The organism is Aeromicrobium phragmitis, assembly GCF_003674095.1.
GTDB classification, from domain to species: domain Bacteria; phylum Actinomycetota; class Actinomycetes; order Propionibacteriales; family Nocardioidaceae; genus Aeromicrobium; species Aeromicrobium phragmitis.
The window spans coordinates 1-23434 of sequence record NZ_RDBF01000005.1 but is presented as its reverse complement, the minus strand read 5'-3'; the positions used below and the strand labels follow the sequence as shown (position 1 = coordinate 23434).

Below are 23434 nucleotides of genomic sequence, written 5' to 3'. Positions count from 1 at the left end.
TAGGACTCCCTTACCTTAGCTCCTTCAGGTGAACGAGAACAGAGCCACCGGTTCACTCGTCGGTTCGGGGGTCTGCGGATCGGATTCGATGGTGATGCCCGCGCCGATGGCCGCCGCCGCGTCGCCCTTCAGCGGCATCGACGCATCGGATGCATCGGCGGGCATCGCGCCGGCGTGGTGCATCTGCCCGTCGGGCTCCTGAAGCCACACGACGTAATGCTGGCCCTCCGGGGGCGGGGCCATGTCGGAGGTCTCGATCACGGCCCGATTGAGGCTTTCGGACCGCAGCACGGTGGCGACGGAGCCGTCGTCGAACGAGACGGAGATCCGTTGCGCGTCGTCGGCACGTTCGATGCGTTCGGCGACCGTGAGCTGGGGGGCTTGCGACGTGTCCTGCCACGGCTGTGTGACTCCGACGCCCACCCCGGCGGCGACGACGGCAGCCGCTGCCACCCCGGCGAGCCAGGTGCGGGTCCGGCGGCGTGCGCGGCGATCGGCGAGCCGCGGAGGCTCGGGGCGGACGGTCGACACGCGCCGGAGGACGTCGTGGCGCAAGGAGGCCGGTGGTTCTTCGGCCGAGAGCAAGCTGAGGTCGGCAGCGGCCTCGCGGAGCGAGTCGACCTCGTCGCGGCACGCCGCGCAGTGTTCGAGGTGCTCCTCGAACGCCGCACGTTCGGCGTCGGTGAGGGCATCGACGGCATACGCTCCCGACAAGCTGTGGATGTCGTCGGTCATCATGATCCTTCTGCTCCCAGGGCGTCGCGCAGCCGGATGAGGCCGTCGCGAACCCGAGTTTTCGCGGTGCCCAGCGGGATGTCCAGCATCACCGCGATCTCGCTGTGCGTGTATCCGCCGAAGAACGCGAGGTCGACGGCTTTGCGCTGGATCGGCGTGAGCGTCTCGAGGGCGGCCCGCACCCGCCGTGCCTCCCACCGATCCTGCACGACTTCGCTGGTCGCGTCGTGGGCGACCTCCCGGTGGCGGTGGCCGTAGACGACGTCGCGCTTGCCGGCGGCTTCGGCGGAACGTACGCGGTCCACGGCGCGTCGATGCGCGATGGTGAAGACCCAGGCGAGGGCGCTCGATCGCCCGGCGTCGAAACGCGACGCGTGCCGCCACAACTCCAGGTACACCTCTTGGGTGACTTCCTCGGCTTGCCCCGGATCGCGGACGACGCGCCGCACGAGACCGAACACCCGGGGCGCGGTGAGGTCGTAGAGCTGCGCGAAGGCGACGTCGTCGTCGCGAGCGCAGCGCCGCAGCAGTTCGGTGGCCAGGTCCGTGCCCTCCGGCTCAGGGCCGGAGGGCACGGACGTCAGGTGACTCACGGGCTGATTCTTCCCGACGTTCAGGGCATCAGCACGGCGTCGACGACGTACACCTTGGCGTTGGCCGTCGGGACGTTGCCGCAGATGACCGAGGCGTCGGCGACGGTGAAGTCCTCGTCCGAGCCCTCCACCATGAGCGTGTCGCCGGCAAGGGTCTCATGCTCTCCTGCGATCTCGTCCGGCCCGAGCTCGCCCTCCACCACGTGATGCGTCAGGACCGTGGTCAGCTGATCCTTGTCGGCCAGCAGCGCGTTCAGCTGGTCCTCGGGGATCGCGGCGAAGGCGTCGTTCGTGGGTGCGAAGACCGTGAGCGACTCGGCAGAGTTCAGCGTGTCGACGAGTCCGGCCTCCTGAACGGCGGTGACGAGGGTGCTGAGCAGCGGGTTGTTGCCGGCCGCGGTGGCGACCGGATCCTCGGCCATCCCGTCGAGCGAGCCGGCGCCCGAGGTGGGGATCGCCTCGCACCCGGGACCGAAGGCGCCCATCATGTCGTCGCTCGGCTCGGAGCTCTCCTGGGACGTCGACGGCTCGGAGTTCATGGAGGCCTCGGAATCGTCGCCGCCGCTGCTGCAGGCGGCGAGACCGAGGGTTAACGAGAGGGCCGCAGTGGCGAGCCCCGCGTGGCGGATGATCGTGCGCTTCATGATGGTGCCTTTCGTTGGATGCGGTATCGGGGATTCGGAGACCGGGCTCAGCCGGATGGGTGGAGATGGCGCGTCAGGCCACCCGCACGACGATGCTGTGAATGCCGCTGGAGCCGTTCGGGAACGGACTCGTGCGCTGCGCGGTCTGCACCTCGCCGTCGCGGGTGATCGCTCGGGCCTCGACGACGTGACGGCCGGGGCTGGCGTCCCACGGCAGATACCACTGCCGCCAGTAGTCGACGCCGGCAGCCGGGCCGAGTCGGGCCGGGCGCCAGTCGCCGCCGTCGATGCGGACCTGGACCTCGTCGATTCCGCGCTGCTGAGCCCATGCGACACCCGCGATGACCCGCTCGCCGGCGTCGATCTCGCCGAGTCCGCGCGGGGTGTCGATGCGGGTGGAAATCTTGATGGGCCCGTCCACGGCCCAGTCGCGTTCGGTCCAGTAGGCGTCCTGCTCGGCGTACGTGGTGAGCGTGAGCCGCTCGAGCCACTTCGTGGCGCCGACGTACCCGTAGAGCCCGGGGGTGATGAGGCGGGCCGGAAAACCGTGGTCGCGGGGGAGCGGCTCCCCGTTCATGGCGACGGCGACCATGGCGTCGCGCCCGTCGGTGGCGACGCCCAGCGGTGTGCTGATCGTGAAGCCGTCGACCGCCGTGCTGAGGATCTGATCGGCCCGCGCGCCCACCCCGGCGCGGTCCAGCAGATCGGTGAGGCGGACTCCCAGCCAGCGTGCGGCACCGACGTACGAGCCCCCGACCTCATTGGAGACGCAGGTCATGGTGATGTCGCGTTCGATCATGTCCATGGCGAGCAGTTCGCCCCAGGTGAGGGTGAAGGGGTTGTCGACGTCGCCGTCCACGGTCAGCGTCCAGTCGTCGACGTCGACCACCGGGACGCTCAGGTTGATGTCGACGCGGTAGAAGTCCTCGTTCGGGGTGCGGAAGGGGCTGAGTCCGTCGATGTCCAGGCCGTCCGGCAGCGGTGGAGCGGGCTCCGCCGCCTTCGGCAGCGTGATGTCCGCGATGCTCCGGCTCGCCCGGATGAGGGCCTCCCCGGTGGCCGCGGCGATGGCGGCCAGCGTGACGGCAGCACCGCTACCCAGAAGGAACGCGCGGCGGGACACGCCTTCACCGCGGGCGCCGGCGGGTCGCCGAAGCCCGTGCGTCAACGCCCACAGGACGCCGAGCGCGACGATGCCCGTGGCGATCGCCGGGAGGACGTCCGCTGGGTCGGCTGCGGGCCGCGCGAGTGCCGCGGCGCCGCTCGCGGCCACGAGCGCGACGAGGAGGACGGCGCCGGCGACGAACCGCCGAGCGGCGAGGATTCCCCCGATCGCCGCGAGCGCGAGGGTCCCGAGCAGCACCGAGCCGATGAGGATCGGCTTGTCCGACGACCCGAAGGTCGCGACCGCCCGCTCCTTGACCGGCGTCGGTGTCGCATCGATGACGCTGGAACCGACCGCGAGCACCGGGGACGCCGCCGGCGCCACCAGCGCCGCCGTCAGGTGGCCCACGGCCACTGCGGCGACGGCTGCGAGGACGCCCGCACCTGCGGGCGGGAGAACCGAACGCGTCGACATGCCGGTGGTTCGTCACCGGGCGCCACGCGGATGGGTCAGCGGCGCAATCGCACGAGCGACGCGAGTTCGGCGTCGCTCAGCTCGGTGAGTGCTGCCTCGCCGGAGTTGACCACGGCGTCGGCGAGCGCACGCTTGGCCGAGATGAGCTCGGCGATGGACTGCTCGATCGTGCCCTCGGCGACCAGGCGGTGCACATGGACGGCGGTCGTCTGGCCGATGCGATGCGCGCGGTCGGTGGCCTGGTCCTCGACCGCGGGGTTCCACCAGCGGTCGTAGTGGATGACGTGGTCGGCGCGCGTGAGGTTCAGACCCGTTCCCGCTGCCTTGAGCGACAGCACGAACACCGGGAACTCGCCGTCCTGGAAGCGGCGGACCATGTCCTCGCGGGTGCGCACGGGCGTGCCGCCGTGCAAGTAGGCGTGCTCGACACCCTGCTGGTTCAGATGCCGCGCCAGCAGGTGTCCCATCTGCGCGTACTGCGTGAACACCAGAGTGCGCCCGTCCTCGGCGATGATCTCGTCGAGCAGCTCGTCGAAGACGGTCAGCTTGCCCGACCGCCCCTCGAGCCGGCCGGTGGACTGGCGCAGGTACTGGGCCGGGTGGTTGCAGATCTGCTTGAGCTGAGTCAGCAGCTTGACCACGAGGCCGCGACGCTGGATGCCCTTGCTCTCCTCGATCTCGGTCATGGTGCGTCTGACGACCGCCTCGTACAAACCGATCTGCTCGCGCGTGAGCTGCACGTGGTGGTCGGTCTCGATCTTCGGTGGGAGCTCGGGGGCGATGCCCGGATCGCTCTTGCGGCGGCGCAGCACGAACGGCCGGATCAGCGTCGCGAGTCGGCGGGCCACCTCGTCGTCGTGGTCGCGTTCGACCGGCCGCGCCCATTCCCGGCGGAACTGTTCGCGATGTCCGAGCAGACCCGGCGTCGTCCAGTCGAGGATCGACCACAGCTCCGAGAGGCTGTTCTCCACCGGCGTGCCGGTCAGCGCCATGCGCGCGTCCGAACCGATCCGGCGCAGCGCCTGGGCGGCTCCGCTCGCGGCGTTCTTGACGTGCTGGGCCTCGTCCGCGACGACCATGCCCCAGTCGTGTTCGGCGAGCTCGTCGGCGCTCTGCCGCATCGTCGCATAGGTCGTGACGACGAATCCGTCCTTCGCATCGTTCAGAGTGCGCTGCGGCCCGTGGTACCGGTGGACGTTCTCGCCCGGCGCGAAGCGGGCGATCTCGCGCTCCCAGGTGGCCAGCACGGACGCCGGGCACACGACGAGGGTCGGGGCAGCCGCCGCGCGGTGGAGATGGAGCGCGATCAGCATGATCGTCTTGCCCAGACCCATGTCGTCGGCGAGGATGCCGCCGAGGCCGAGCTCCACGAGCTGGTTCATCCACCGCACGCCGTCCAGCTGATAGGCGCGCAGGTCACCGTCGAGGTCGGCGGGTTGTTCGATGCGGGTGTCGCGCGCGCCGAGGCTGGCCAGACGCTCGCGAACGTCCTCGAGCCAGCCCACGGTGTCGACCTCGACGAGCCGACCGTCGATCTCGAGTTCGCCGATCAGCGCCGCGCGGAGCGCGTCGCTCGCGTCGAGTTCGCGTCCTCCGCCGCGGATCAGGTCGTCCAGCCGGCGCGGCTCGACGAAGATCCACTGGTCGCGAAGTCGCACCAGTCCGCTGTGGCTCGCGGCGAGCTCGTCGAGTTCGGCCTGCGTGAGGCGCTCGCCGCCGACGCTGACGCTCCAGTCGAAGCGGAACAATTGATCGCGGCCGAAGGCGCGCGGGCGGTCACCGAACGCCTCGACGCGCTGGAGGACCGGGGTGGCGGCCACATCGCGGACGAGCTCGCCCGGCCAGGCCACTTCGACGCGGTTGGCCATGAGCGGCGTGACGAGGTCCGCGGACGCCAGCCGGCCGAGTTCATCGCGGTCGAGGGCGATGGCCTCCGGGGGAGGGGTGCCGTCGTCGGGCAGCAGCCGCTGCGCCGGGTCCCAGCTCGCAGAGAGCCGCTCCAGCATGGCGCGAGTCGCGTCGCGAGCGCCGGGTCCGAAATGGTGGTCCTCGCGGGTCCACAGATCGCGTGCATCGGCTTCGCCCCACGTGCGGTCGGTGGGGCGAACGCGCAATCGGGCGGTCGCCACGGCGTCCGTGCCGGAGGGTTCGAAGGCGGTCACCAGACGATAGGCGAAGGTGCGTGGAGGCTCGATGCGCGGTCGCGGCTGCTCAGGCTCGCGGCGGCGCTGCGGGGTGGTGGCGACGGCGGGCGCGTCGACCGCCAGTGCGGCGAGGAACGCATCGATCTGCCGCTGTCCGTCCGCCGGGGTCTCGCCGATCTGGGCGCCGGCTTCGCGCAGCTGCTGCAGTTCGGCAGGCGACGGCGAGGTCAACGCACCGGCGGCCATCAGTCGGAGCGCGATAATCGACGGCCCGGCCCACGCGCGCACGCTCTCGTGGGCGTTCATCGCACGGATGCCGCCCGAAAGCGGCCCCACCGCTTCGTTCGCCGTCGCCTCCACCGGCCCCTGCGGGGCGTCGAAGACGAATCGAGAACGCGCGGGGTCCTCGTCGACGAGGAACCTCACGGGGTGGCGCAGCAGGATCATCAGCTGCGTCGAGGTCGGCATCCCTCCATTGTCGGGTACCGGTTCAAGCACCGTTCGCGTGGTCCCGGTGACCTGAGTCATGTCGGCGCCCGAATGCGCTGGCTACCGGCACAGTGGGCGATGCTGCTGGTCAGCTGCGGTGAGGCGCCGGAGTTCGGCCGGCGCTCACATCCGGCCGGCGTCGAGGTAGCGCTGGTGCCAGCTGAGCGCTTCGTGGAGCAGGTGCGGCGTGTGACGAGCGGTGGGACGGCTCGCCTTCGCTCGGGCGAGATAGTCGGCCAAGCGATCGCGGAAGTCCGGATGGGCGCACCTGGCGATGATCCGGTCCGCGCGGTCCGTGGGCGAGAGGCCGCGGAGGTCGGCCAGTCCTTGCTCGGTCACGACCACGTGCACGTCGTGCTCGGTGTGATCGACGTGGCTGACCATCGGCACGATCGTGGAGATCGCACCGCCCTTGGCTGTCGACGGCGACAGGAAGAAGTTCAGGTAGGCGTTCCGCGCGAAGTCTCCGCTCCCGCCGATGCCGTTCATGATCGCGCTGCCCATGAGGTGCGTGGAATTGACGTTGCCGTAGATGTCGGCCTCGATCATGCCGTTCATCGCGATCACTCCGAGCCGGCGGACGAGTTCTGGGTGGTTCGAGATCTCCTCGCTCCGCAGCAGGATGCGTCCCTTGTAGGAGTCGATGTTCTCCATGAAGCGCCGGACCCCGGTGTCGGAGAGACCGAACGACGTGGCGGAGGCCGCCCGCAAGGTCCCCGAGTCGAGGAGGTCGAGCATGGCGTCCTGAAGGACCTCGGTGTACGCCGTCAGCCCGGTGAACTCGCTGCCGTCGAGTCCGGCGAGAACCGCGTTCGCGACGTTCCCCACGCCGGACTGGAGCGGCAGCAGCTGCGGGGGCATGCGGCCCGCGGCGACCTCGTGGCGGAGGAAGTCGAGCAGGTGAGCGGCGATCGCTCGCGATTCCTCGCCCGGCGCGTCGAACGCCGCATTGCGGTCCGGTGCGTCGGTCTCCACGACGGCGACGACCTTCTGCGGATCGACTCGCAAGTACGGCTCGCCGATGCGTTCCATCGGGTCCACGAGTTGCAGCGGGCGGCGGTGCGGCGGCAGCGCCGTGCCGTAGTAGACGTCGTGGAAGCCCTCGAACTCGCGCGGCTGCCAGTGGTTGACCTCCAGAATCACCGCGTCGGCCTGGTCCAGCCAGGTCTTGTTGTTGCCCACCGAACTGCTGGGCACCAGGAGGCCGTCGGGCAGCGCGGCGGTCACCTCGACCACCGCGACGTTGAGCCGGCCGTAGAAACCGAACCACATCTGGGGCGCCGAATGGCTCAGGTGCGTGTCGACGTAATCGACCTCGCCGGCGTTGATGAGCGCGCGCAACGTCGGATCGGAGTTGTACGGGAGCCTCGTTCCGATGCCGTGCGCTTGGGCCAGCACTCCATCGGCCTCGGGCGCGGTGGACGCTCCGGTCCACAGGCCGATCCGGAAATCCTCACCGCGTTCGTGCGCGGCGGTGATGCGTCGTGCGAGGGCGGTCGGGACGGCCTTCGGGTAGCCCGCCCCGGTGAAGCCGCTCATGCCGACGTTGTCGCCCGGACCGATGAGGGCGGCGGCCTCGTCGGCCGTGCGCAGGCGGGAACGAAGAACGGGGCAGGACACGCGCGTCATACGACGATCGTGCCCTGCCCCTCGTCATCACTGACGCCGGGGAGCGGCGATCAGTTGCTGGTCTGCTGCTGCTCGGCGATCTGCCGGCGGACGTCGTCCATGTCCAGGTCCTTCACCGCGGTGATGACCTGTTCGAGCGCCTCGGCGGGCAGAGCGCCCGGCTGGGAGAAGACCAGGATGCCGTCGCGGAACGCCATCAGGGTGGGGATGGACGTGATCTGCGCGGCGGCGGCGAGTTCCTGCTCGGCCTCGGTGTCGATCTTGCCGAACGTGACGTCGGTGTGCTGCTCGCTCGCGGCGTCGTAGACGGGCGCGAACTGCTTGCACGGACCGCACCACGATGCCCACCAGTCCACGAGGGTGATGCCCTCGCCGGTGACGGTCGACTCGAAGGTCTCCTTGGTCAGGTCGATGGTGCTCATGACTGCCTCTCGTAGGAATCGTGTCATCGGTACAACGCCGTCGGCGGCCCGAACATTCCCGCCGGGCTGCCCTCGGTGAGCGATGCGGGCATCATCGACAGCATGAGATTTCGCGCCGTTGTGACCGTGACCGCCGTCGCCATGGTCCTCGCCGCCTGCGGGGGAGACGGAGAGCAGGACGCTCCGACGCCGGAGCCCACCACGCCCTCACCCAGCGGGGACGCACCGCAGGAGCCGCGGACGGTCGAGCCGCGGGTGGACGCCGAGGTCGCCACGGATCTCAACGTTCCGTGGGACATCGTGTTCCTCGACGACGGCAGTGCTCTGGTGACCCAGCGCGATGCTGCGTCGGTCGTGCGGGTGTCTGCCGATGGTTCGGTCACCGATCTCGGCGAGGTGCCCGGCGTCCAGCCTGGAGGTGAAGGTGGTTTGCAGGGGCTCGCCATCACGCCGGACGAGTCGACCGTGTTCGCCTACCTGACGAGTCCGACCGACAACCGCGTGGTGCGCATGTCGTTCGACGGCGCGGCATTGGGCGAACCGGAGCCGATCCTCACCGGCCTCGCGAAAGCACAGTTCCATCAGGGCGGCGCCCTGCTGTACGACGCGGACGAGGACCTGTTGTTCGTCGCGGTCGGGGATGCGGCGCAGGCCGGCCTCGCCCAGGACACATCGTCGCTGAACGGCAAGATCCTGCGCATCGACACCGACGGCAACCCCGCGCCCGGCAATCCGTTCGGCAACGAGGTCTGGTCCTATGGTCACCGCAACGTCGAGGGGCTCGCATTCGATAGCGAGGGGCGATTGTGGGCCAGCGAATTCGGCGACAAGGCCGCGGATGAACTCAACCTCATCGAATCCGGTGGCAATTACGGTTGGCCTGAGGTCGAGGGCGCCTCGGACGATGAGCGCTTCGTCGCGCCGAAGGCCACGTGGAGCGTCGAGGAAGCCTCGCCGGCCGGGCTCGCCATCGTGGGGGACACCGCCTACCTCGGAGCACTGCGGGGACAGCGGCTGTTGGCCGTGCCGCTCGACGGCGAGAACGTGGGTACTCCGGTCTCGTACCTCGTCGAGGAGTTCGGGCGAATCCGCGCTGCGGCCGCCGCGCCCGACGGCACGCTGTGGATCTCGACCAGCAACACCGATGGCCGGATCGCTTCGCGCGACGGCGACGACCGGCTCCTGCGGTTGATCGTGCAGGAGGGGTTGCCGGACGAAGAAAGATGAGGATAGCCTCATGTTGAGAGCCGGGCCCCGAGGACGCTCCCTCCCTGCTGAGGGCCCGAGGACTCTCCGGCGGCGGGCGGCACGACCTCCCTCCTGGCGCCCGCCCCACACAGCAGCACCCCCACTCGCTCGGCGAGTGGGGGTGCTGTCGTGAGTGCGGGCGGACCCGCCGAGATCACAGCGGTCGGATGTTGGCGGCCTGGAGGCCCTTCTGACCCTGCTCGACGTCGAACTCGACCTTCTGGTTCTCGTTCAGCGAACGGTAGCCGCTCGCCTGGATCGCGGTGTAGTGCGCGAAAACGTCCTCGCTGCCGTCGTCCGGAGCGATGAAGCCGAAGCCCTTCTCGGCGTTGAACCACTTGACGGTTCCGGTGGCCATGGTGTTACTCCTCTTTCGATTCTTCTAGGCGAAGGTCGGTCGCGGTTTCGTGACCGACGGTCGCGACGCACATCCAACCGCGAGAGGAACTCACCCCGGCGGGGTACTGCATTCATCTGGTCCAACGTCGTGCAACTGGCACCACCTTATGCGACCGGACCGCCATCTGGGTAGCGTCCACCGATCGCCTGCGTCAACATCAGGTGAACTATCCGGGGCCATCGCGCTGAGGACTACGCGGAGTAGTCCGATACGACTACTCGCCGCGGAAGTCAAGACTGCCATTGCACGCCGACCGGGTCGTACGGTGTGCCGTGGCGCACGTCTCACGAGGACGGCGCCTGGTGGAGTCGGCAGCGGCCGGCACCAGATCGCAGATCCACCAACTCGGGGGATCCTCGTCAAGGAGGACAATGTGAAACGCATGATGACGGGCCTCGTGGGGCTCGGCCTCGTGGCGTCGGGGTCGCTGGCGTGGGCCGCACCCGTCGCGGCGGAGCCGGCGCCGCCCGTGGCCGGACCGGACGCCACGACGAAGGTCGACGACTTCCCGCACCCGCTGGAAGAGAAGCGGCGGGAACTGCGCGAGGCGGCCATCGCCGACGTCGTGAGCGGCGAGGCCACGCCGGAGCAGCGCGGCGGCAGTACGGTCGTCAAGGTGGGTGAGTCGGGCTCGCCGGCCGAGGTCGCCGCCCAGGCCAACCCCCGCGCGCGGCAGAACATGGCGCGCAAGGGCAAGAACAAGCATCAGGACCAGTACGTCGAGCTCGCCCAGGAGCGGGCCGACAAGATCTTCGTGATCCTGGCCGAATTCGGTGACGAGCGTCATCCGGACTACCCGGATCAGGACACCGATCCGAACACGCCGGGGCCGCAGCGTTTCGACGGACCGCTGCACAACCAGATTCCCGAGCCCGGACCCAACGACAACTCCACGGTCTGGCAGTCGGACTTCAATCGCGAGCACTACGAGGAGATGTACTTCGGCACCGGCAAGGGCGTCGAGTCGGTCAAGACCTACTACGAGACGCAGTCGTCGGGCCGGTACACCGTCGACGGCACGGTCTCGGACTGGGTCAAGGTCCCCTACAACCAGGCGCGCTACGGACGTGAGGACGCCGGTGCCTGGAATCTCGTGGAGGACGCGGTCAACCAGTGGGTCGCCGACCAGCGTGCGGCGGGTCAGACCGACGAGCAGATCCACGCGGCGCTGTCGGAGTACGACCAGTGGGACCGGTACGACTTCGACGGTGACGGCGACTTCAACGAGCCGGACGGCTACATCGACCATTTCCAGATCGTGCACGCCGGAGGCGGCGAGGAGGACGGCGATCCGATCTATGGCGAGGACGCCATCTGGTCGCACCGCTGGTACGCCTTCGTGACCAATGCCGGCCTGACCGGGCCCGAGCAGAACCCGCTCGGCGGCGCCGAGGTCGGCGACACCGGCATCTGGGTCGGCGATTACACCGTTCAGCCCGAGAACGGCGGGCTCTCGGTCTTCGTGCACGAGTACGGACACGATCTCGGCTTGCCGGACGCGTACGACACCTCGGGCGGCGGCGACAACAGCAACGAGTACTGGACGCTCATGGCGCAGAGCCGGCTCAACGCCGAGGGCGAACCGCTCGGCACCCGCCCCGGCGACCTCGGTGCGTGGGAGAAACTGCAGATGGGCTGGCTGGACTATGAAGCCCTGCTCCACACCGACAAGCGGGTCATGGAACTGGGCCCGCAGGAGTACAACACCGAGAAGCCGCAGGCGGCGGTCATCGTGCTGCCGAAGAAGGAGGTCGTCTCCGACAACGGGGCGCCGGCATCGGGCGAGCGCCAGTTCTTCTCCGGGGCCGGCGACGATCTCGTGTCGTCGATGACCACCGAGCTCGACCTCACCGAGGCCACCGGTGCGCAGCTCACGTCGAAGATCCGCTACTCGATCGAGGAAGGCTACGACTACGCCTATCTGCAGGCCTCGACCGACGGTGGTCAGTCGTGGACCGACCTGAGCGGGACGATCGGTGGCGAGCCGATCGGCACCGACACCGCCGGACGCCCGGCGATCGACGGCGAGCAGGCCGACTGGACCGATCTCGTGGTGCCGCTCGATCAGTTCGACGGACAGACGATCCAGTTCCGGTTCCACTACCGGACCGACGGCGGTCTGACGATGCCGGGCCTGTTCCTCGATGACGTCGCCGTGACCGCCGGGGATACCGAGATCCTCAGCGACGATGCCGAGACGGACTCCGGCCTGTGGCAGTTCGACGGCTTCTCGATCGTGGAAGCGACCACGACGACCGAGGCCAGCCACTACTACATCATGGGGCACCGTTCGTACACGAGCTACGACCAGTACCTCAAGACCGGGCCGTACAACTTCGGGTTCATGAACACGCGTCCCGACTGGGTCGAGCACTACGCGTACCAGACGGGTCTGTTGATCTCGTACTGGGACACGTCGGTGCCCGACAACAACCAGAGCCAGCACCCGGGATCGGGCCGCAACGTGATCATCGACGCGCACCCGCGCCCGATCATCAACATCGCGACCGGCGAACCGTGGCGCGCTCGGGTCCAGATGTACGACGCGCCGTTCTCCACGCGGAAGGCCGATTCGATGACGCTGCACACCAATGGCGTCCCCAGCTACATTCGGGGACAGAACGCTCAGCCGGTGTTCGACGACACGAAGAAGTACTTCTTCGACGAGTTGCCCAACCACGGCGTCAAGCTGCCGGCCACGGGCTTCAAGGCGAGGGTGCTCAACGAGAAGGGCACCTCCCTGAGGGTCAAGTTCAACTGACCTTCCCCTGAACCGAAGGGGGCGCGCATCCGGGGGGACGGCGCGCCCCCTTCGCCATGCTCACGCGCCGTCGAGCATGTAGTCGACGACGAGGGGCGCGTGGTCCGACCAGCGCTCACCCCAGCTCGGGGCGCGGTCGACCCGGGCCGTCTTGGCCGCCTGGGCCAGCTCGTGGGTGGCGATCTGATAGTCGATCCGCCAGCCGGTGTCGTTGTCGAACGCCTGCCCGCGCATCGACCACCACGTGTAGGGGCCGTCGACGTCGCCGGCCAGCATGCGGTGCACGTCGACCCAGCCGAGCTCGCCAAAGAAGCGGTCGAAGTAGGCGCGTTCCTCGGGCAGGAAGCCGGCCTTGGTGCGGTTGCCCTTCCAGTTCTTGATGTCGCGCTCGGTGTGGCCGACGTTGAGGTCGCCGGTGATGACCGCGTGGTTGCCCGTGGCGGTCAGCTCCTGCATGCGGGTGGTCATCTGGTCCAGGAACCGGTACTTGTCGTCCTGGCGCGGTGTGCCGGCCTCACCCGAGTGCACGTAGACGGACGCCGCGGTGAGCGTGCTGCCGTCGGGCAGGGCGATGTCGGCCTCGATCCAGCGCCCGGCATCGTCGAAGTACACGTCGCCGTTGCCGATTCGGGTGGCCGTCACGGGCAGCCTGCTGAGCACCGCGACTCCTGCGCGCCCCTTGGCGGCGGCCTCGGTGTGCGCGATCGTGTACCCCGAACCATCCAACAACTCGTGGACGAGCTCGTCGGGGCAGCGCACCTCCTGCAGCGTCACGACGTCGGCGTCGGCCTCGTCGAGCCAGGGTTGCATGCCCTTGCGGAGGGCGGCGCGGATTCCGTTGACGTTGATGGTGGCGATGCGAAGCACGTGGCGAGGCTACCGGCCGCCCCCGACACCGCGGCCGGGTACTCGCGGGCCAATGACGCGACGTGGTCTCGATACGCGGCTCGCAGAGCTCGCTGCTACTCGACCACCAATGAGCGGGTTAGGTGGTTGGGTAGCCCCGAGGGTCGAGGGGCGTATTCAGCCTGTCGGGGTGGGCGTGGTCTCGATACGTTCGGCCGTGGCCGGCCTCACTACTCGACCACCAACGGCCGGGTTGGTTCGCAGGGCTCGCTGCTACTCGACCACCAACGGCCGGGTTAGGTGGTCGAGTGGTCCCGGGGGACGAGGGGCGTATCGAGACCTGTCGGGGTGGGGGTGGTCTCGATACGTTCGGCCGTGGCCGGCCTCACTACTCGACCACCAAGAACCGGGAACGTTCGGCCGTGGCCGGCCTCACTACTCGACCACCAACGGCCGGCCTCCTCGACCTGCTAATCAGAACTCCTCGTGGGTCCGGGGATCGCCGCCGATGCGGCCGCCGTGGTCCAGGTCGGCGATGCGGTCCATGTCCTCGCTGTCCAGCTCGAACGAGAACATGTCGAGGTTGCCGCGGAAGCGATCCGGCGTCGCGGACTTGGGGATCGGGGCAACGCCCAGCTGCACGTGCCAGCGCAGCACGACGCGACCGGGATCGACGTCGTGCTTCTCGGCGATCGCCCGGATCGTCGGATGATCAAGGAGATCGGACTTGCGGCCCAGCGGGCTCCAGCTCTGGGTGACGATGCCGCGTTCGGCATCGGCCGCGCGCTGCTCGGCCTGCGGGAAGTACGGGTGCAGCTCGACCTGGTTGACCGCAGGCACGACGCCCGTCTCCTCGACCAGGCGGTCCAGATGCTCGGGAAGGAAGTTCGAGACGCCGATGGAGCGCGTGAGCCCACGCTCGCGCAGCTCGATCATCGCCCGCCAGGTGTCGACGTACCGATCGACTCGGGGGAGCGGCCAGTGGATGAGGTACAGATCGACGTCGTCGAGCCCGAGCCGCTCCAGGGAGCCCTCGAGCGACGCGAGCGTGCTGTCGTAGCCCTGGTCGTCGCCGGGGACCTTCGTAGTCACGAAGAGCTCCTCGCGCGGCACCGCCGATGCGGCGATGCCCTGACCGACCTGCTCCTCGTTCTCGTAGCGCTTGGCCGTGTCCAGTAGCCGATAGCCCGCCTCGATGGCGGCGACGAAGGTGTCGGGGTCGGCGATGCTGTAGGTGCCGAAGCCCACCTGGGGCATGCGGTGGCCGTCGTTCAGTTCCAGCAGCGGCGAAGTCGTCATGTCGTCCACGCTACTGCGCACCGCTGGAAGCGGCTCAGTCGCTGAACGGGGGACGCTCGTCGAGCGCGATCGACCGGCGGCCGGCCCAGCGCCAGACCCGTGCGACGGCGTCGCGGTCCTCATCGGTCACGAGGTTGCCCATGACCCGCAGGGCGATCGTCATCAACGCGTGGCTGCGCATGCCGAGCGGACCGAGGGTGGGCAGCAGCCGGGGGACGGTGATGAGGCCGGCGAGACGGCGGGCGATCGAGAACGCCTCGCCGTAGCGGGCCGTCATCAACGCCGGCCAGGATGTGGGATCGCCACCGGCGGCCAGGAGCTCGGCGACCTCGCGCCCCGTTTCCAGACCGTAGTCGATGCCCTCGCCATTGAGCGGATTGACGCAGCCGGCGGCGTCCCCGATGAGGGCCCAGTTGGGGCCGGCGACACCGGAGACGGCGCCGCCCATCGGCAGCAGCGCCGAGGTCGGCAGGCGCAGGTCGGCGCGCAGGTCCCACTCCTGGCGGCGGAGCCCGGCGTAGTACTCCATCAGTGGACGGATCTGCACGCTCGCGGGCCGCTTGGCGGTAGCGAGCGCGCCGACGCCGAGGTTCACCTCGCCGTCGCCGAGCGGGAAGATCCAGCCGTACCCGGGGAGAATCTCACCGTCCTCGCCCCGCAGTTCCAGGTGCGAGGAGATCCACGGGTCGTCGCTCCGCCCGGACTTGACGTAGCTGCGGCCCGCCACGCCGTACGCCGTCTCGCGGTGCCACTCGCGGCCGAGGACGCGACCCAGCGGAGAGCGGACGCCGTCGGCGACGACGAGCCGCCGACAGGCGACACGGTGCTCCCGCTTGTCCGGTCCGAGCTGGAACACCACCTCGGTCACCCGACCGCGCTCGTCGCGGACGGCGTCGACGGCGCGGGCGCCCTCCACAGGCCGGGCCCCGGCGGTCAGCGCGGTGCGGAAGATCCGATCGTCGAGCTCGGTACGCGGGACGGCCGACCCGTGATCGGGCAGGGAGCCGCCGGGCCAGGGGAGCAGCAGTTCCTGACCGAATCCGGCCGCACGCAGACCCCGGTTGACCGTGTGGCCGCGCACCCAGTCGCCGAGCCCCAGCCGGTCGAGTTCGGCGATGGCACGGGGGGTGAGGCCGTCGCCGCAGGTCTTGTCGCGGGGGAAGCGAGCGGCGTCCGCGATGACGGTGTCGAGTCCGAGCCGCGCCGTCCACGCGGCGGCCGCCGATCCGGCGGGGCCGGCGCCGACGACGAGCACATCGGTCGAGGCGGGCAAGGTCATGCCGCGGTCCTCGCGTCCCAGTACGTCGGTTCGCGCCGCTTGAGCCAGCCGATCACGGCGACGGTGACCGGCATGACGGCGATCTCGACCGCCACCTTGAACAGCACGCCCACCACGAAATAGTTGAGGAAGACGCCGAAGGAGTCGATGCCGATGGCCGTGGCGGCGATCGCGCAGAAGATCAGGGTGTCGGCGATCTCGCCCACGCCGGTCGAAGCGATGAGACGGGCGACGAGGCCCTTCTCCGCGGTGCGGCGCTTCATCGCGACGAGCACCCACGCATTGAGGAACTGCCCGACGACGTAGCCGGCGAGGCTCGCGAGGACGATCTGCGCGACGGGCCCGACGACGGACTCGAATGCCGCCTGGTTCTCGTAGAACGAGGCGGCCGGGGCGTGCTGCACGAGCCAGAACGTCACGGAGGCGAGGACCGCCATGGCGAAGCCGACGACGATCGCGCGGCGCGCCGCCGCGAAGCCGTAGACCTCACCGATGACGTCGCCGAGGATGTAGGCGACCGGGAACAGGATCGCTCCGCCGTCGGTGACGATCGGCCAGAGCTGGACCGGTCCGAGCGCGAGGCTGCCGCTGCCGACCTCGATGCCCTTCGTGGCGGCGATGTTCGAGACGATGAGGACGACGCAGAACATCGCCAGCGCGACGTCGTAGTGCGAGGAACCGCGCGACGCGAAGCGCACGGCAGGTTTTGGTGAGGTTGCCTGCGAACTCATGCCTGCATCCTCTCACGCACCGTAGAACCGCCCGAGGGTCTCGGCCTTGAACTCCCAGTAGCTGCCGTCGTCGATCGAGGCGCGGATGTCGTCGACCAGGCGCACGGTGAAGCGCTCGTTGTGGATGGTGCAGAGCGTCGCGCTGAGCATCTCGTTGGTCTTGAACAGGTGATGCAGGTACGCCTTGGAGTAGTGCGCGCAGGTGTAGCAGTCGCACTCCTCGTCGATCGGGCCGAAGTCGCGGCGCGAGGCGGCGACGTTGAGGTTGTACCTGCCGGCGCGCGTATAAACCCGTGAGGACCGCGCGACGCGGGACGGGCCGACGCAGTCGAACGTGTCGCAGCCGTTCTCGACTCCGGCGAAGAAGTCGTCCGGCTCGCCGATGCCGAGCAGATGGCGCGGCTTGTCCTCGGGCAGTTCCTCCACCACCCAGCGGCAGATCGTCCCCAGGTTCTCCTTCTCGATCGCGCCGCCGATGCCGAACCCGTTGAACGGCAGACTCGCCAGGTCGCGAGCGGCCTTGCGCCGGAGGTCCTCGTACTGCGCGCCCTGGACGACGCCGAACAGCGCCTGGTAGGGCTTGTCACTGCGCTCGCGCGTCAAGCGCTCGTGCTCGACGACGCATCGCTCGGCCCACGCCTGGGTACGCGCGAGCGCCTCCTCCTGGTAGCCGCGCGTGTTCATGAGCGTGGTGAGTTCGTCGAAGGCGAAGATGATGTCGGCACCCAGTTCGTGCTGGATGCGCATCGAGACCTCCGGCGTGAACCGGTGGGTGCTGCCGTCGAGGTGGCTCTTGAACGTCACCCCGTCGTCGTCGACGTGCGCCAGTCGCTCCTTGCCGCTGGCGATGACGTCGTCGGCGGTGGCGCGGTTGCTGTCCATCGACAGCGTCTTCTTGAATCCGACTCCGAGGCTCATGACCTGGAAACCGCCCGAGTCGGTGAACGTCGGGCCTGGCCAGTTCATGAAGCGGCCGAGGCCGCCGGCCTCGTCGACGATGTCCGAGCCGGGTTGCAGGTACAGGTGATAGGCGTTGGCCAAAAGCGCCTGCGCGCCGAGTTCGGCCATGTGCTCGGGCAGGACCGCCTTGACGGTCGCGCGGGTGCCCACCGGGATGAACGCGGGCGTGCGGATCTGCCCGTGCGGGGTCGAGATGACCCCGGAGCGACCGGGCGCGTCCTCGAGGCGGCTGCCGATGGTGAACACGCCTTCTAGTGTCCCATCACGCCGAGCCAGCAGACGTAGAGGGAGAGCGCGGCGACGGTCGCGAACAGGGCGTTCCAGACGGCCGCCGGCAGGACAGTGAGCCGCGCGAGGACGTCGGCATCGCTGGTCCTGGCGCGGGTGCGGCGCCGGTGCCCCCACAGCTCGAGCGTCGCGCGCAGTCCACCGGCCGCGAGGAACCACGCCGCGGCGAAGCCGGCGGTCTCGGCCCAGGCCGGGTCCGGCGCCCGCGTCTGCAAGAGCCAGACGGCAGCGGCCGCGGGTACGAGCACGAGCAGTCCGAACCACGTCCGGATGAGGAGGATCATCGCGCCCAGGATCCCCAGGACCAGCCACCAGGCCCAGGCGCTGCGCCCGGCGAGCACCAGCAGCATCATGAACGCGCCGAGCACCGGCGCGAACGTGTAACCGGCGAAGGCCGTGGCCACCATCCCGAGGCCGGACGGGCGGCCGATCGATTCGGTGATCCCGGACGTGTCACGGTGCAACCGCACCGCGCGGACCCGCCGCCCGGTGAGGACGGCGGTGACCGCGTGGCCGGCCTCGTGCATCACGGTGACGACCTGACGGCTGTAGCGCCAGGCGCCGGGCACGAGAACGGCCAGCGCGGCCACCGCCGCACCGATCCAGGCAGGTTCCACCGATCAGACGATCGGCTTGTCCACGAGCTCGACGCGGGTGGCATCGCGCTCGTTGGCGCCCATGGCCGCCGCGATCCGGTGATGGAGCGCGCCCTCGCGGTGACGGCTCTGCCGGTCGAGGGTCAGCCCGAGCGCGGTCTGCGCCCACGCGCTGGTGGGCTCGAGTTCGACGAGGCGGCGGAACGCGTCCTCGGCGGGCTTGAGGAGCGCCGCGGCGAACTGAGCGCGTCCGTACAGCTCCCAGGCGGCGGCGTTGGAGGGCTCGGCCTCCAACACCGGGCCGAGGACTCGGGCGGCCTCGCGGGGGTACCGCGACTCCAGGAGCTCTTCGGCCAGGCGGAAGGCGTCGAACAGGTCCATCGCGGCGATCTTCTCGTCGGTCAGGGTGGGCTTCATGTAGATGGTCACAGCGCCTCCTTCCAGGCTCGACTGGCTCAACGTCAGGGGAGCGGCGAAGATTCCCCGGGCGTCGGTGCGGGGGTCGGCGCCTCCGGGGCCTCGGCGGTCGGTTCCTGCGAGGGGGTGACCGAGGGCGTGGGTGTGGGGCCGGGATCGGGGTCGTCGGGGCCGGTCGTCGTGGTCGGGGTCGGTGCCGGCGCGTCTGGCCCCTGCGGCGTGGCATCGCCGTCGCGCGTCACGCTGCTGGGCACGATGCGCGAGTTCGACTCGTTGCCGAACGACCTGCCGCTGACCACCTCGTACGCGCCGATCACGGCGACCGCGATGAGCAAGGTGGCGACACTCACCAGCGCGACCGTCTTCCAGTTCACGCGGGACAGCAGCGCCGCCCGGTCCGACGCCGTCGCCGGATCGTCGTCGGCGACGGCATCGGCCTCGACGACGGACTCCTCGCCTTGGGACGCACCTTCGACGACGCTGCCCTGCTCGGTGACCAGCAGGGTCTTGCTGCGCTCGATGCCGCGCTGCAGGCTCGCCGAGTACAGCGTCGAGGCGGTACCGGCGACGACGCTGCCGACCGCCGCGCCGATGAGGGTGCCCGCCACGCCGAGCCAGGAGGCGAGCCAGGCGGAGGTCATCGCGGCCAGTGCGCCGGCGACGAGCTGGAGCGCCGACAGCTCGCCGAAGATCCCTTTGCGCGCCATGACCTCGACACTAGCGAGGGCTGCAACGCGCCTGCCCAGTTCTGTCCGTGCCGCTGGTTATCGTCGAGACATGCGCTTCGTGGCCACCGCCGACTGGCAACTGGGGATGCCGGCGGCCTTTCTGCCCGACGAGGCGCGGGCCCGCTTCGCGCAGGACCGCATCGAGGTGCTGCGGCGGGTCGGCGACGTCGCCCGCGAGCACGACGCCGATTTCGTGGTCGTCGCCGGCGACGTGTTCGACGCGAACCAACTCCACCGCTCCGTGGTGGCGCGTGCGTTCGACGCCCTGCGGGAGTGGAGCGTGCCGGTGTACCTGCTTCCGGGCAACCACGATCCGCTGGACGCGTCCAGCATCTACCGGTCCCGTGAGTTCGTCGAGGCCCGACCCGATCACGTGCACGTCCTCGAGACGCCGGGCCTCCAGCCGGTCGCCGAGGGCGTCGACGTGGTGGCCGCGCCCTGGTTCACCAAGTTCCCGCTCAATGACCTGGTCGCCGACGCGCTCGCGGAGGTCCGACCCGACCCCGATCGCCTCCGCATCCTGGTCGGCCACGGCGGGCTGCTCGGCATCGATCGCGCCGATCCCGCGTTGATCGACCGAGACGGGCTCGAGCAGGCGCTCGCGGACCGGCGCGTCGACGTCGCGATCCTCGGCGACCGGCACTCGTGCACCGAGGTCGCGCCCCGGCTCTGGTACCCCGGAACGCCGGAGGTCACGCGCCATCGCGAGACCGATCCCGGCCACGTCCTGGTCGTCGAGATCGACGACGCCTCGCACGAGGTCGCCGTCACCCCCGTGCGGGTCGGCCGATGGTCGTTCCTCACGTTGGAGGCTCCGCTCGACGGGCCGCAGGACCTCGAGCTGCTCGAGACCGCACTCGAGGAGGTCGAGGACAAGCACCTCACCGCGGTGCGCCTGGTGCTGACCGGCACGCTCACCGTGGGCCAGAAGGCGCGTCTCGACTCGTTGGTGGAGCAGAGTGCCGATCGGTTCGCCGCCGTCCGTGTGTGGGAGCGGCACAGCGACCTCGCCGTCCGGCCCGACGACGAGGAGTTCCGCGACCTCGGCCTCACCGGCTTCGCCGCCGACGCCGTCGACGATCTCGTGGCCCAACTCGACACCGAGCACGCCCAGGAGGCGCGCGACGCGCTGGGGCTGCTCTACCGTCTGGTCGGCGGGCCCACGCGGGGGCGCGCATGAGGTTGCTGCGGATGGTCCTGGAGAACTTCCGGGGCATCGAAGGGCCGCGGGAGATCGTCTTCGCCGAGCGCGGCATCACCCTGGTGGAGGGCCCCAACGAGGCCGGCAAGTCCTCCATCGCCGAAGCGCTCCGTCTCGTGCGCGACTTCAAGGCGTCGTCCCAGGCTGCCGACGTCCGGGCGGTCCGGCCCACGCACGTCCAGGCCGACCCGCGCGTCGAGATCGAGGTGCGCAGCGGGCCGTATCACCTCGTGTACGCCAAGACCTTCGGACGCAAGGGCACGACCCGGCTCACCGTTCACGCCCCGCGTCCGGAGAGCCACACCGGCGACGCCGCACACGACCGGGCCTCGGCCATCTTCGCCGAGACGGTGGACGCCGAGTTGTGGCGCGCCCTCCATCTCGTCCAGGGACAGCCGCTGGATCAGCCGGTGCTCGCGGATCTCGAACCGCTGCACCTCGCGCTCGCCGAGCGCGACGCCGGCGAGGGGGCCGAGGTCCATGCCGATGTGCTGGATCGGGTCGAGGCGGAGTACCTCACGTACTTCACCGCGACGGGCCGGCCCACCGGCGACTACGCCCGGCTACGGGACGCGCTCGACGCCGCCGTCGCTCGCGAGCGCGAGGCCCAGGCGGAGGTCGAGAACGTCGCACGCCTCGTGGAGAAGCACGAGCGGCTGCGGTTGCGGCGCGACGATCTCGCGGTCGAACTTGCCGAGCAGCGCAAGGAGGCACAGAGCCTGCGCGACCGTTCCGACGCGCTCGACCAGCTGCGCGACGAGTGCCGCGAGGCACGGCAGGTCGCCCATGGCGCCGACCAGAGCGCTCTCGCCGCGCGGCGGGCTCAGCAGCGGCGCAGCGAGTTGCTCCAGGAGTTCGAGGCCGCCGAGCAGGCGCTCAGCCAAGCCGAGGAGGCGGCCGCCGCAGCGCAGGCCGAACTCGAGGAGCTGGAAGCCCGCCCGGTGCCGGGCGACCCGGACGGGGCGATCGACGCGGCGCGCGAGGCGCTCGACGACGCTGCCGCCCGGCTCGACGCGGCGCGTGCGGAGTCCGAGTGGCGGCGCGCCAAGGAACGGCTCGATCGGGCTCGCGCCGCCGTGCAGTGCCTCACGGAGGCGTCCGAGACGCTGGCGCAGCACTCGGTCACCGCGGACGTCTTGACCGCGATCGGCGACGCCCACACGCAGTGGCGTACGGCGGAGGCGCGGAGCCTCGCGGGCGCACCCCAGGTCCGCATCGAACGACTCGGCGAGGCGATCCCCACCGTCGACGGCGCGCCGCTGGCCGGCGACACCGCCGAGATGGCGGCGCTGCGCACCACGGTGGTCGAGGTCGCCGACGGTGTTCGCGTCACGGTCGCGCCGGACGCCGAGATCGCCGAGCGCGCGGACGATGCCGAGCAGGCGCGGCGGGCCTACGAACGGCTCCTCGCCCAGGTCGGGGCCACCGATCTCGACGATGCCCGCGGGCGGGCCGCCCAGCGCGACGAAGCACAGCGTCAGGTCGACAGCGCCACCGCCGAGCTGCGGGCCGCGCTCGACGGCGCCACGGAGGCGGAGCTCGCCGCCGACGTCGCGGCACTGGACCAGCGGCGTTCGCAGGTCGACGACGTTCCCGAGGTCAACGAGGCGCGTGCCGCCCACGAGTTGGCCAAGCAGCGGTACGAGCACGTGGTCCGGGACTCGCAGCAGGCGCGCGAGGAGCGCGCTCGCCGGGCGGCGGTGGCGCAGGCGCTACGCGACCGCGTCGTCTCGGCCGGTGCCGACGTGGCGCAGGCCGCGGCACGCCTCGATCGGGCCGCGGCGGCGCTGGACGCGGCGCGGGCGGAGGCGAGCGACGACGACGTCGCCGCAGCGCTCGAACGTGCCGACGAGGCCCGGATTCAGGCACTCGCGACCGTCGAGGCCCTCGACCGCGACTTGCGCGAGCACGGCGCCGACCAGATCGCCGCCGACCTCGCCACCGCCGAGGAGGTGCTCGGGTCAACGGAGCGCCGGGCCCAGCAGCTGGCCGAAGAACTCGTCGGCGTGGACGCTCAACTGGAGCTGCTCGGGCGCGACGGCCTGCAGGACGCGGCCAACCGCGCCGCGGAGCAGGTCGCCGATCTCGAACGGCGCTGGGCGTCGATGGACGCCCGGGCGAGAGCCGCGCGACGTCTCCACACCACGCTCGCCGAGCACGCGCAGCGGGCGCGCCAGCGCTATGTGCGCCCCTTCCGCGAGGCCATCGTCGACCTCGGCCGGACGGTCTTCGGCGAGGGGTTCGATGTCGAGATCAGCGACGACCTCGCGATCGTGAGCCGTACGCTCGACGGCCGGACCGTCCCGTTCTCGTCGCTGTCCGGAGGTGCTCGCGAACAGCTCGGGGTGCTCGGGCGCGTCGCCACTGCCCGTCTGGTGAGCGAGGAGTCCGGCGCCCCCGTGGTACTCGACGATGCCCTCGGTTACGCCGATCCGATCCGGCGCC

20 protein-coding genes are annotated in these 23434 nt (G+C 70.2%); 4 read left to right on the top strand and 16 right to left on the bottom strand.

From position 1 onward, the window contains the following. Window positions 1-24: 24 nt before the first annotated feature. The 7 genes from D9V41_RS08060 to trxA form a co-directional block, all read right to left on the bottom strand. Window positions 25-735: an anti-sigma factor gene (locus tag D9V41_RS08060; RefSeq protein ID WP_243697200.1), complete on the bottom strand. Its 711-nt coding sequence runs from the start codon at window positions 733-735 to the stop codon at window positions 25-27. Next, window positions 735-1328, bottom strand: a complete 594-nt coding sequence (sigK, locus tag D9V41_RS08055) for an ECF RNA polymerase sigma factor SigK (RefSeq protein ID WP_121794049.1) — start codon at window positions 1326-1328, stop codon at window positions 735-737. Before sigK ends, D9V41_RS08060 begins: the two co-directional genes overlap by 1 nt. A gap of 20 nt (window positions 1329-1348) precedes the next feature. Then, window positions 1349-1972: a fasciclin domain-containing protein gene (locus D9V41_RS08050; RefSeq protein ID WP_121794048.1), complete on the bottom strand. Its 624-nt coding sequence runs from the start codon at window positions 1970-1972 to the stop codon at window positions 1349-1351. A gap of 73 nt (window positions 1973-2045) precedes the next feature. Then, window positions 2046-3551 (bottom strand): molybdopterin-dependent oxidoreductase, encoded by a 1506-nt coding sequence (locus D9V41_RS08045; RefSeq protein WP_121794047.1) that lies wholly within the window; start codon window positions 3549-3551, stop codon window positions 2046-2048. Window positions 3552-3586: 35 nt separating this feature from the next. Further along, complete coding sequence (locus D9V41_RS08040) at window positions 3587-6163, bottom strand: DEAD/DEAH box helicase (protein WP_121794046.1); 2577 nt, start codon at window positions 6161-6163, stop codon at window positions 3587-3589. Window positions 6164-6307: 144 nt separating this feature from the next. Beyond that, window positions 6308-7813 (bottom strand): acetyl-CoA hydrolase/transferase family protein, encoded by a 1506-nt coding sequence (locus D9V41_RS08035; protein ID WP_121794045.1) that lies wholly within the window; start codon window positions 7811-7813, stop codon window positions 6308-6310. A 50-nt stretch (window positions 7814-7863) separates the two neighbouring features. After that, complete coding sequence (gene trxA, locus D9V41_RS08030) at window positions 7864-8235, bottom strand: thioredoxin (protein WP_121794044.1); 372 nt, start codon at window positions 8233-8235, stop codon at window positions 7864-7866. 102 nt (window positions 8236-8337) lie between these two features. Between trxA and D9V41_RS08025 the strand changes: the two genes are divergently transcribed. Continuing rightward, a complete protein-coding gene (locus D9V41_RS08025; protein WP_208006789.1) occupies window positions 8338-9462 on the top strand; it encodes a PQQ-dependent sugar dehydrogenase in 1125 nt (374 codons plus the stop codon). Between the two features lie 175 nt (window positions 9463-9637). On the opposite strand, the gene D9V41_RS08020 is transcribed toward D9V41_RS08025, so the two are convergent. Further along, complete coding sequence (locus D9V41_RS08020) at window positions 9638-9841, bottom strand: cold-shock protein (RefSeq protein WP_121794043.1); 204 nt, start codon at window positions 9839-9841, stop codon at window positions 9638-9640. A gap of 424 nt (window positions 9842-10265) precedes the next feature. On the opposite strand from D9V41_RS08020, the gene D9V41_RS08015 reads away from it, so the two are divergent. Further along, window positions 10266-12644, top strand: a complete 2379-nt coding sequence (locus D9V41_RS08015; protein ID WP_121794042.1) for an immune inhibitor A domain-containing protein — start codon at window positions 10266-10268, stop codon at window positions 12642-12644. 60 nt (window positions 12645-12704) lie between these two features. Here D9V41_RS08015 and D9V41_RS08010 read toward each other — a convergent pair whose 3' ends face one another. The 8 genes from D9V41_RS08010 to D9V41_RS07975 all read right to left on the bottom strand — a co-directional run bounded on the left by D9V41_RS08010 (window position 12705) and on the right by D9V41_RS07975 (window position 19767). Then, window positions 12705-13511, bottom strand: a complete 807-nt coding sequence (locus D9V41_RS08010; protein ID WP_208006787.1) for an exodeoxyribonuclease III — start codon at window positions 13509-13511, stop codon at window positions 12705-12707. A gap of 453 nt (window positions 13512-13964) precedes the next feature. Then, on the bottom strand, window positions 13965-14789 hold the full coding sequence (locus D9V41_RS08005) for an aldo/keto reductase (protein ID WP_121794041.1): 825 nt from the start codon (window positions 14787-14789) through the stop codon (window positions 13965-13967). A 34-nt stretch (window positions 14790-14823) separates the two neighbouring features. After that, complete coding sequence (locus D9V41_RS08000) at window positions 14824-16068, bottom strand: geranylgeranyl reductase family protein (RefSeq protein WP_121794040.1); 1245 nt, start codon at window positions 16066-16068, stop codon at window positions 14824-14826. Continuing rightward, window positions 16065-16799: a queuosine precursor transporter gene (locus tag D9V41_RS07995; protein WP_121794039.1), complete on the bottom strand. Its 735-nt coding sequence runs from the start codon at window positions 16797-16799 to the stop codon at window positions 16065-16067. Before D9V41_RS07995 ends, D9V41_RS08000 begins: the two co-directional genes overlap by 4 nt. Window positions 16800-16811: 12 nt before the next feature. After that, window positions 16812-18005 carry a tRNA guanosine(34) transglycosylase Tgt gene (gene tgt / locus D9V41_RS07990; protein ID WP_243697199.1) on the bottom strand — a complete coding sequence of 398 codons (1194 nt, stop codon included), beginning with the start codon at window positions 18003-18005 and terminating at the stop codon, window positions 16812-16814. Between the two features lie 5 nt (window positions 18006-18010). Next, the gene (locus D9V41_RS07985) at window positions 18011-18664 is read right to left on the bottom strand and encodes a M50 family metallopeptidase (protein ID WP_121794038.1); all 654 of its coding nucleotides are present in this window, start codon (window positions 18662-18664) and stop codon (window positions 18011-18013) included. Window positions 18665-18667: 3 nt separating this feature from the next. Then, complete coding sequence (locus D9V41_RS07980) at window positions 18668-19072, bottom strand: hypothetical protein (protein WP_208006786.1); 405 nt, start codon at window positions 19070-19072, stop codon at window positions 18668-18670. Window positions 19073-19104: 32 nt separating this feature from the next. Beyond that, a complete protein-coding gene (locus D9V41_RS07975; RefSeq protein WP_121794037.1) occupies window positions 19105-19767 on the bottom strand; it encodes a hypothetical protein in 663 nt (220 codons plus the stop codon). 70 nt (window positions 19768-19837) lie between these two features. On the opposite strand from D9V41_RS07975, the gene D9V41_RS07970 reads away from it, so the two are divergent. Further along, window positions 19838-20968, top strand: coding sequence for a metallophosphoesterase family protein (locus D9V41_RS07970; protein ID WP_121794036.1), 1131 nt, complete (start codon window positions 19838-19840; stop codon window positions 20966-20968). Continuing rightward, window positions 20965-23434 (top strand): AAA family ATPase (locus D9V41_RS07965; RefSeq protein ID WP_133434141.1); only part of this gene is annotated, 2470 nt, incomplete at its 3' end. The genes D9V41_RS07970 and D9V41_RS07965, both read left to right, overlap by 4 nt.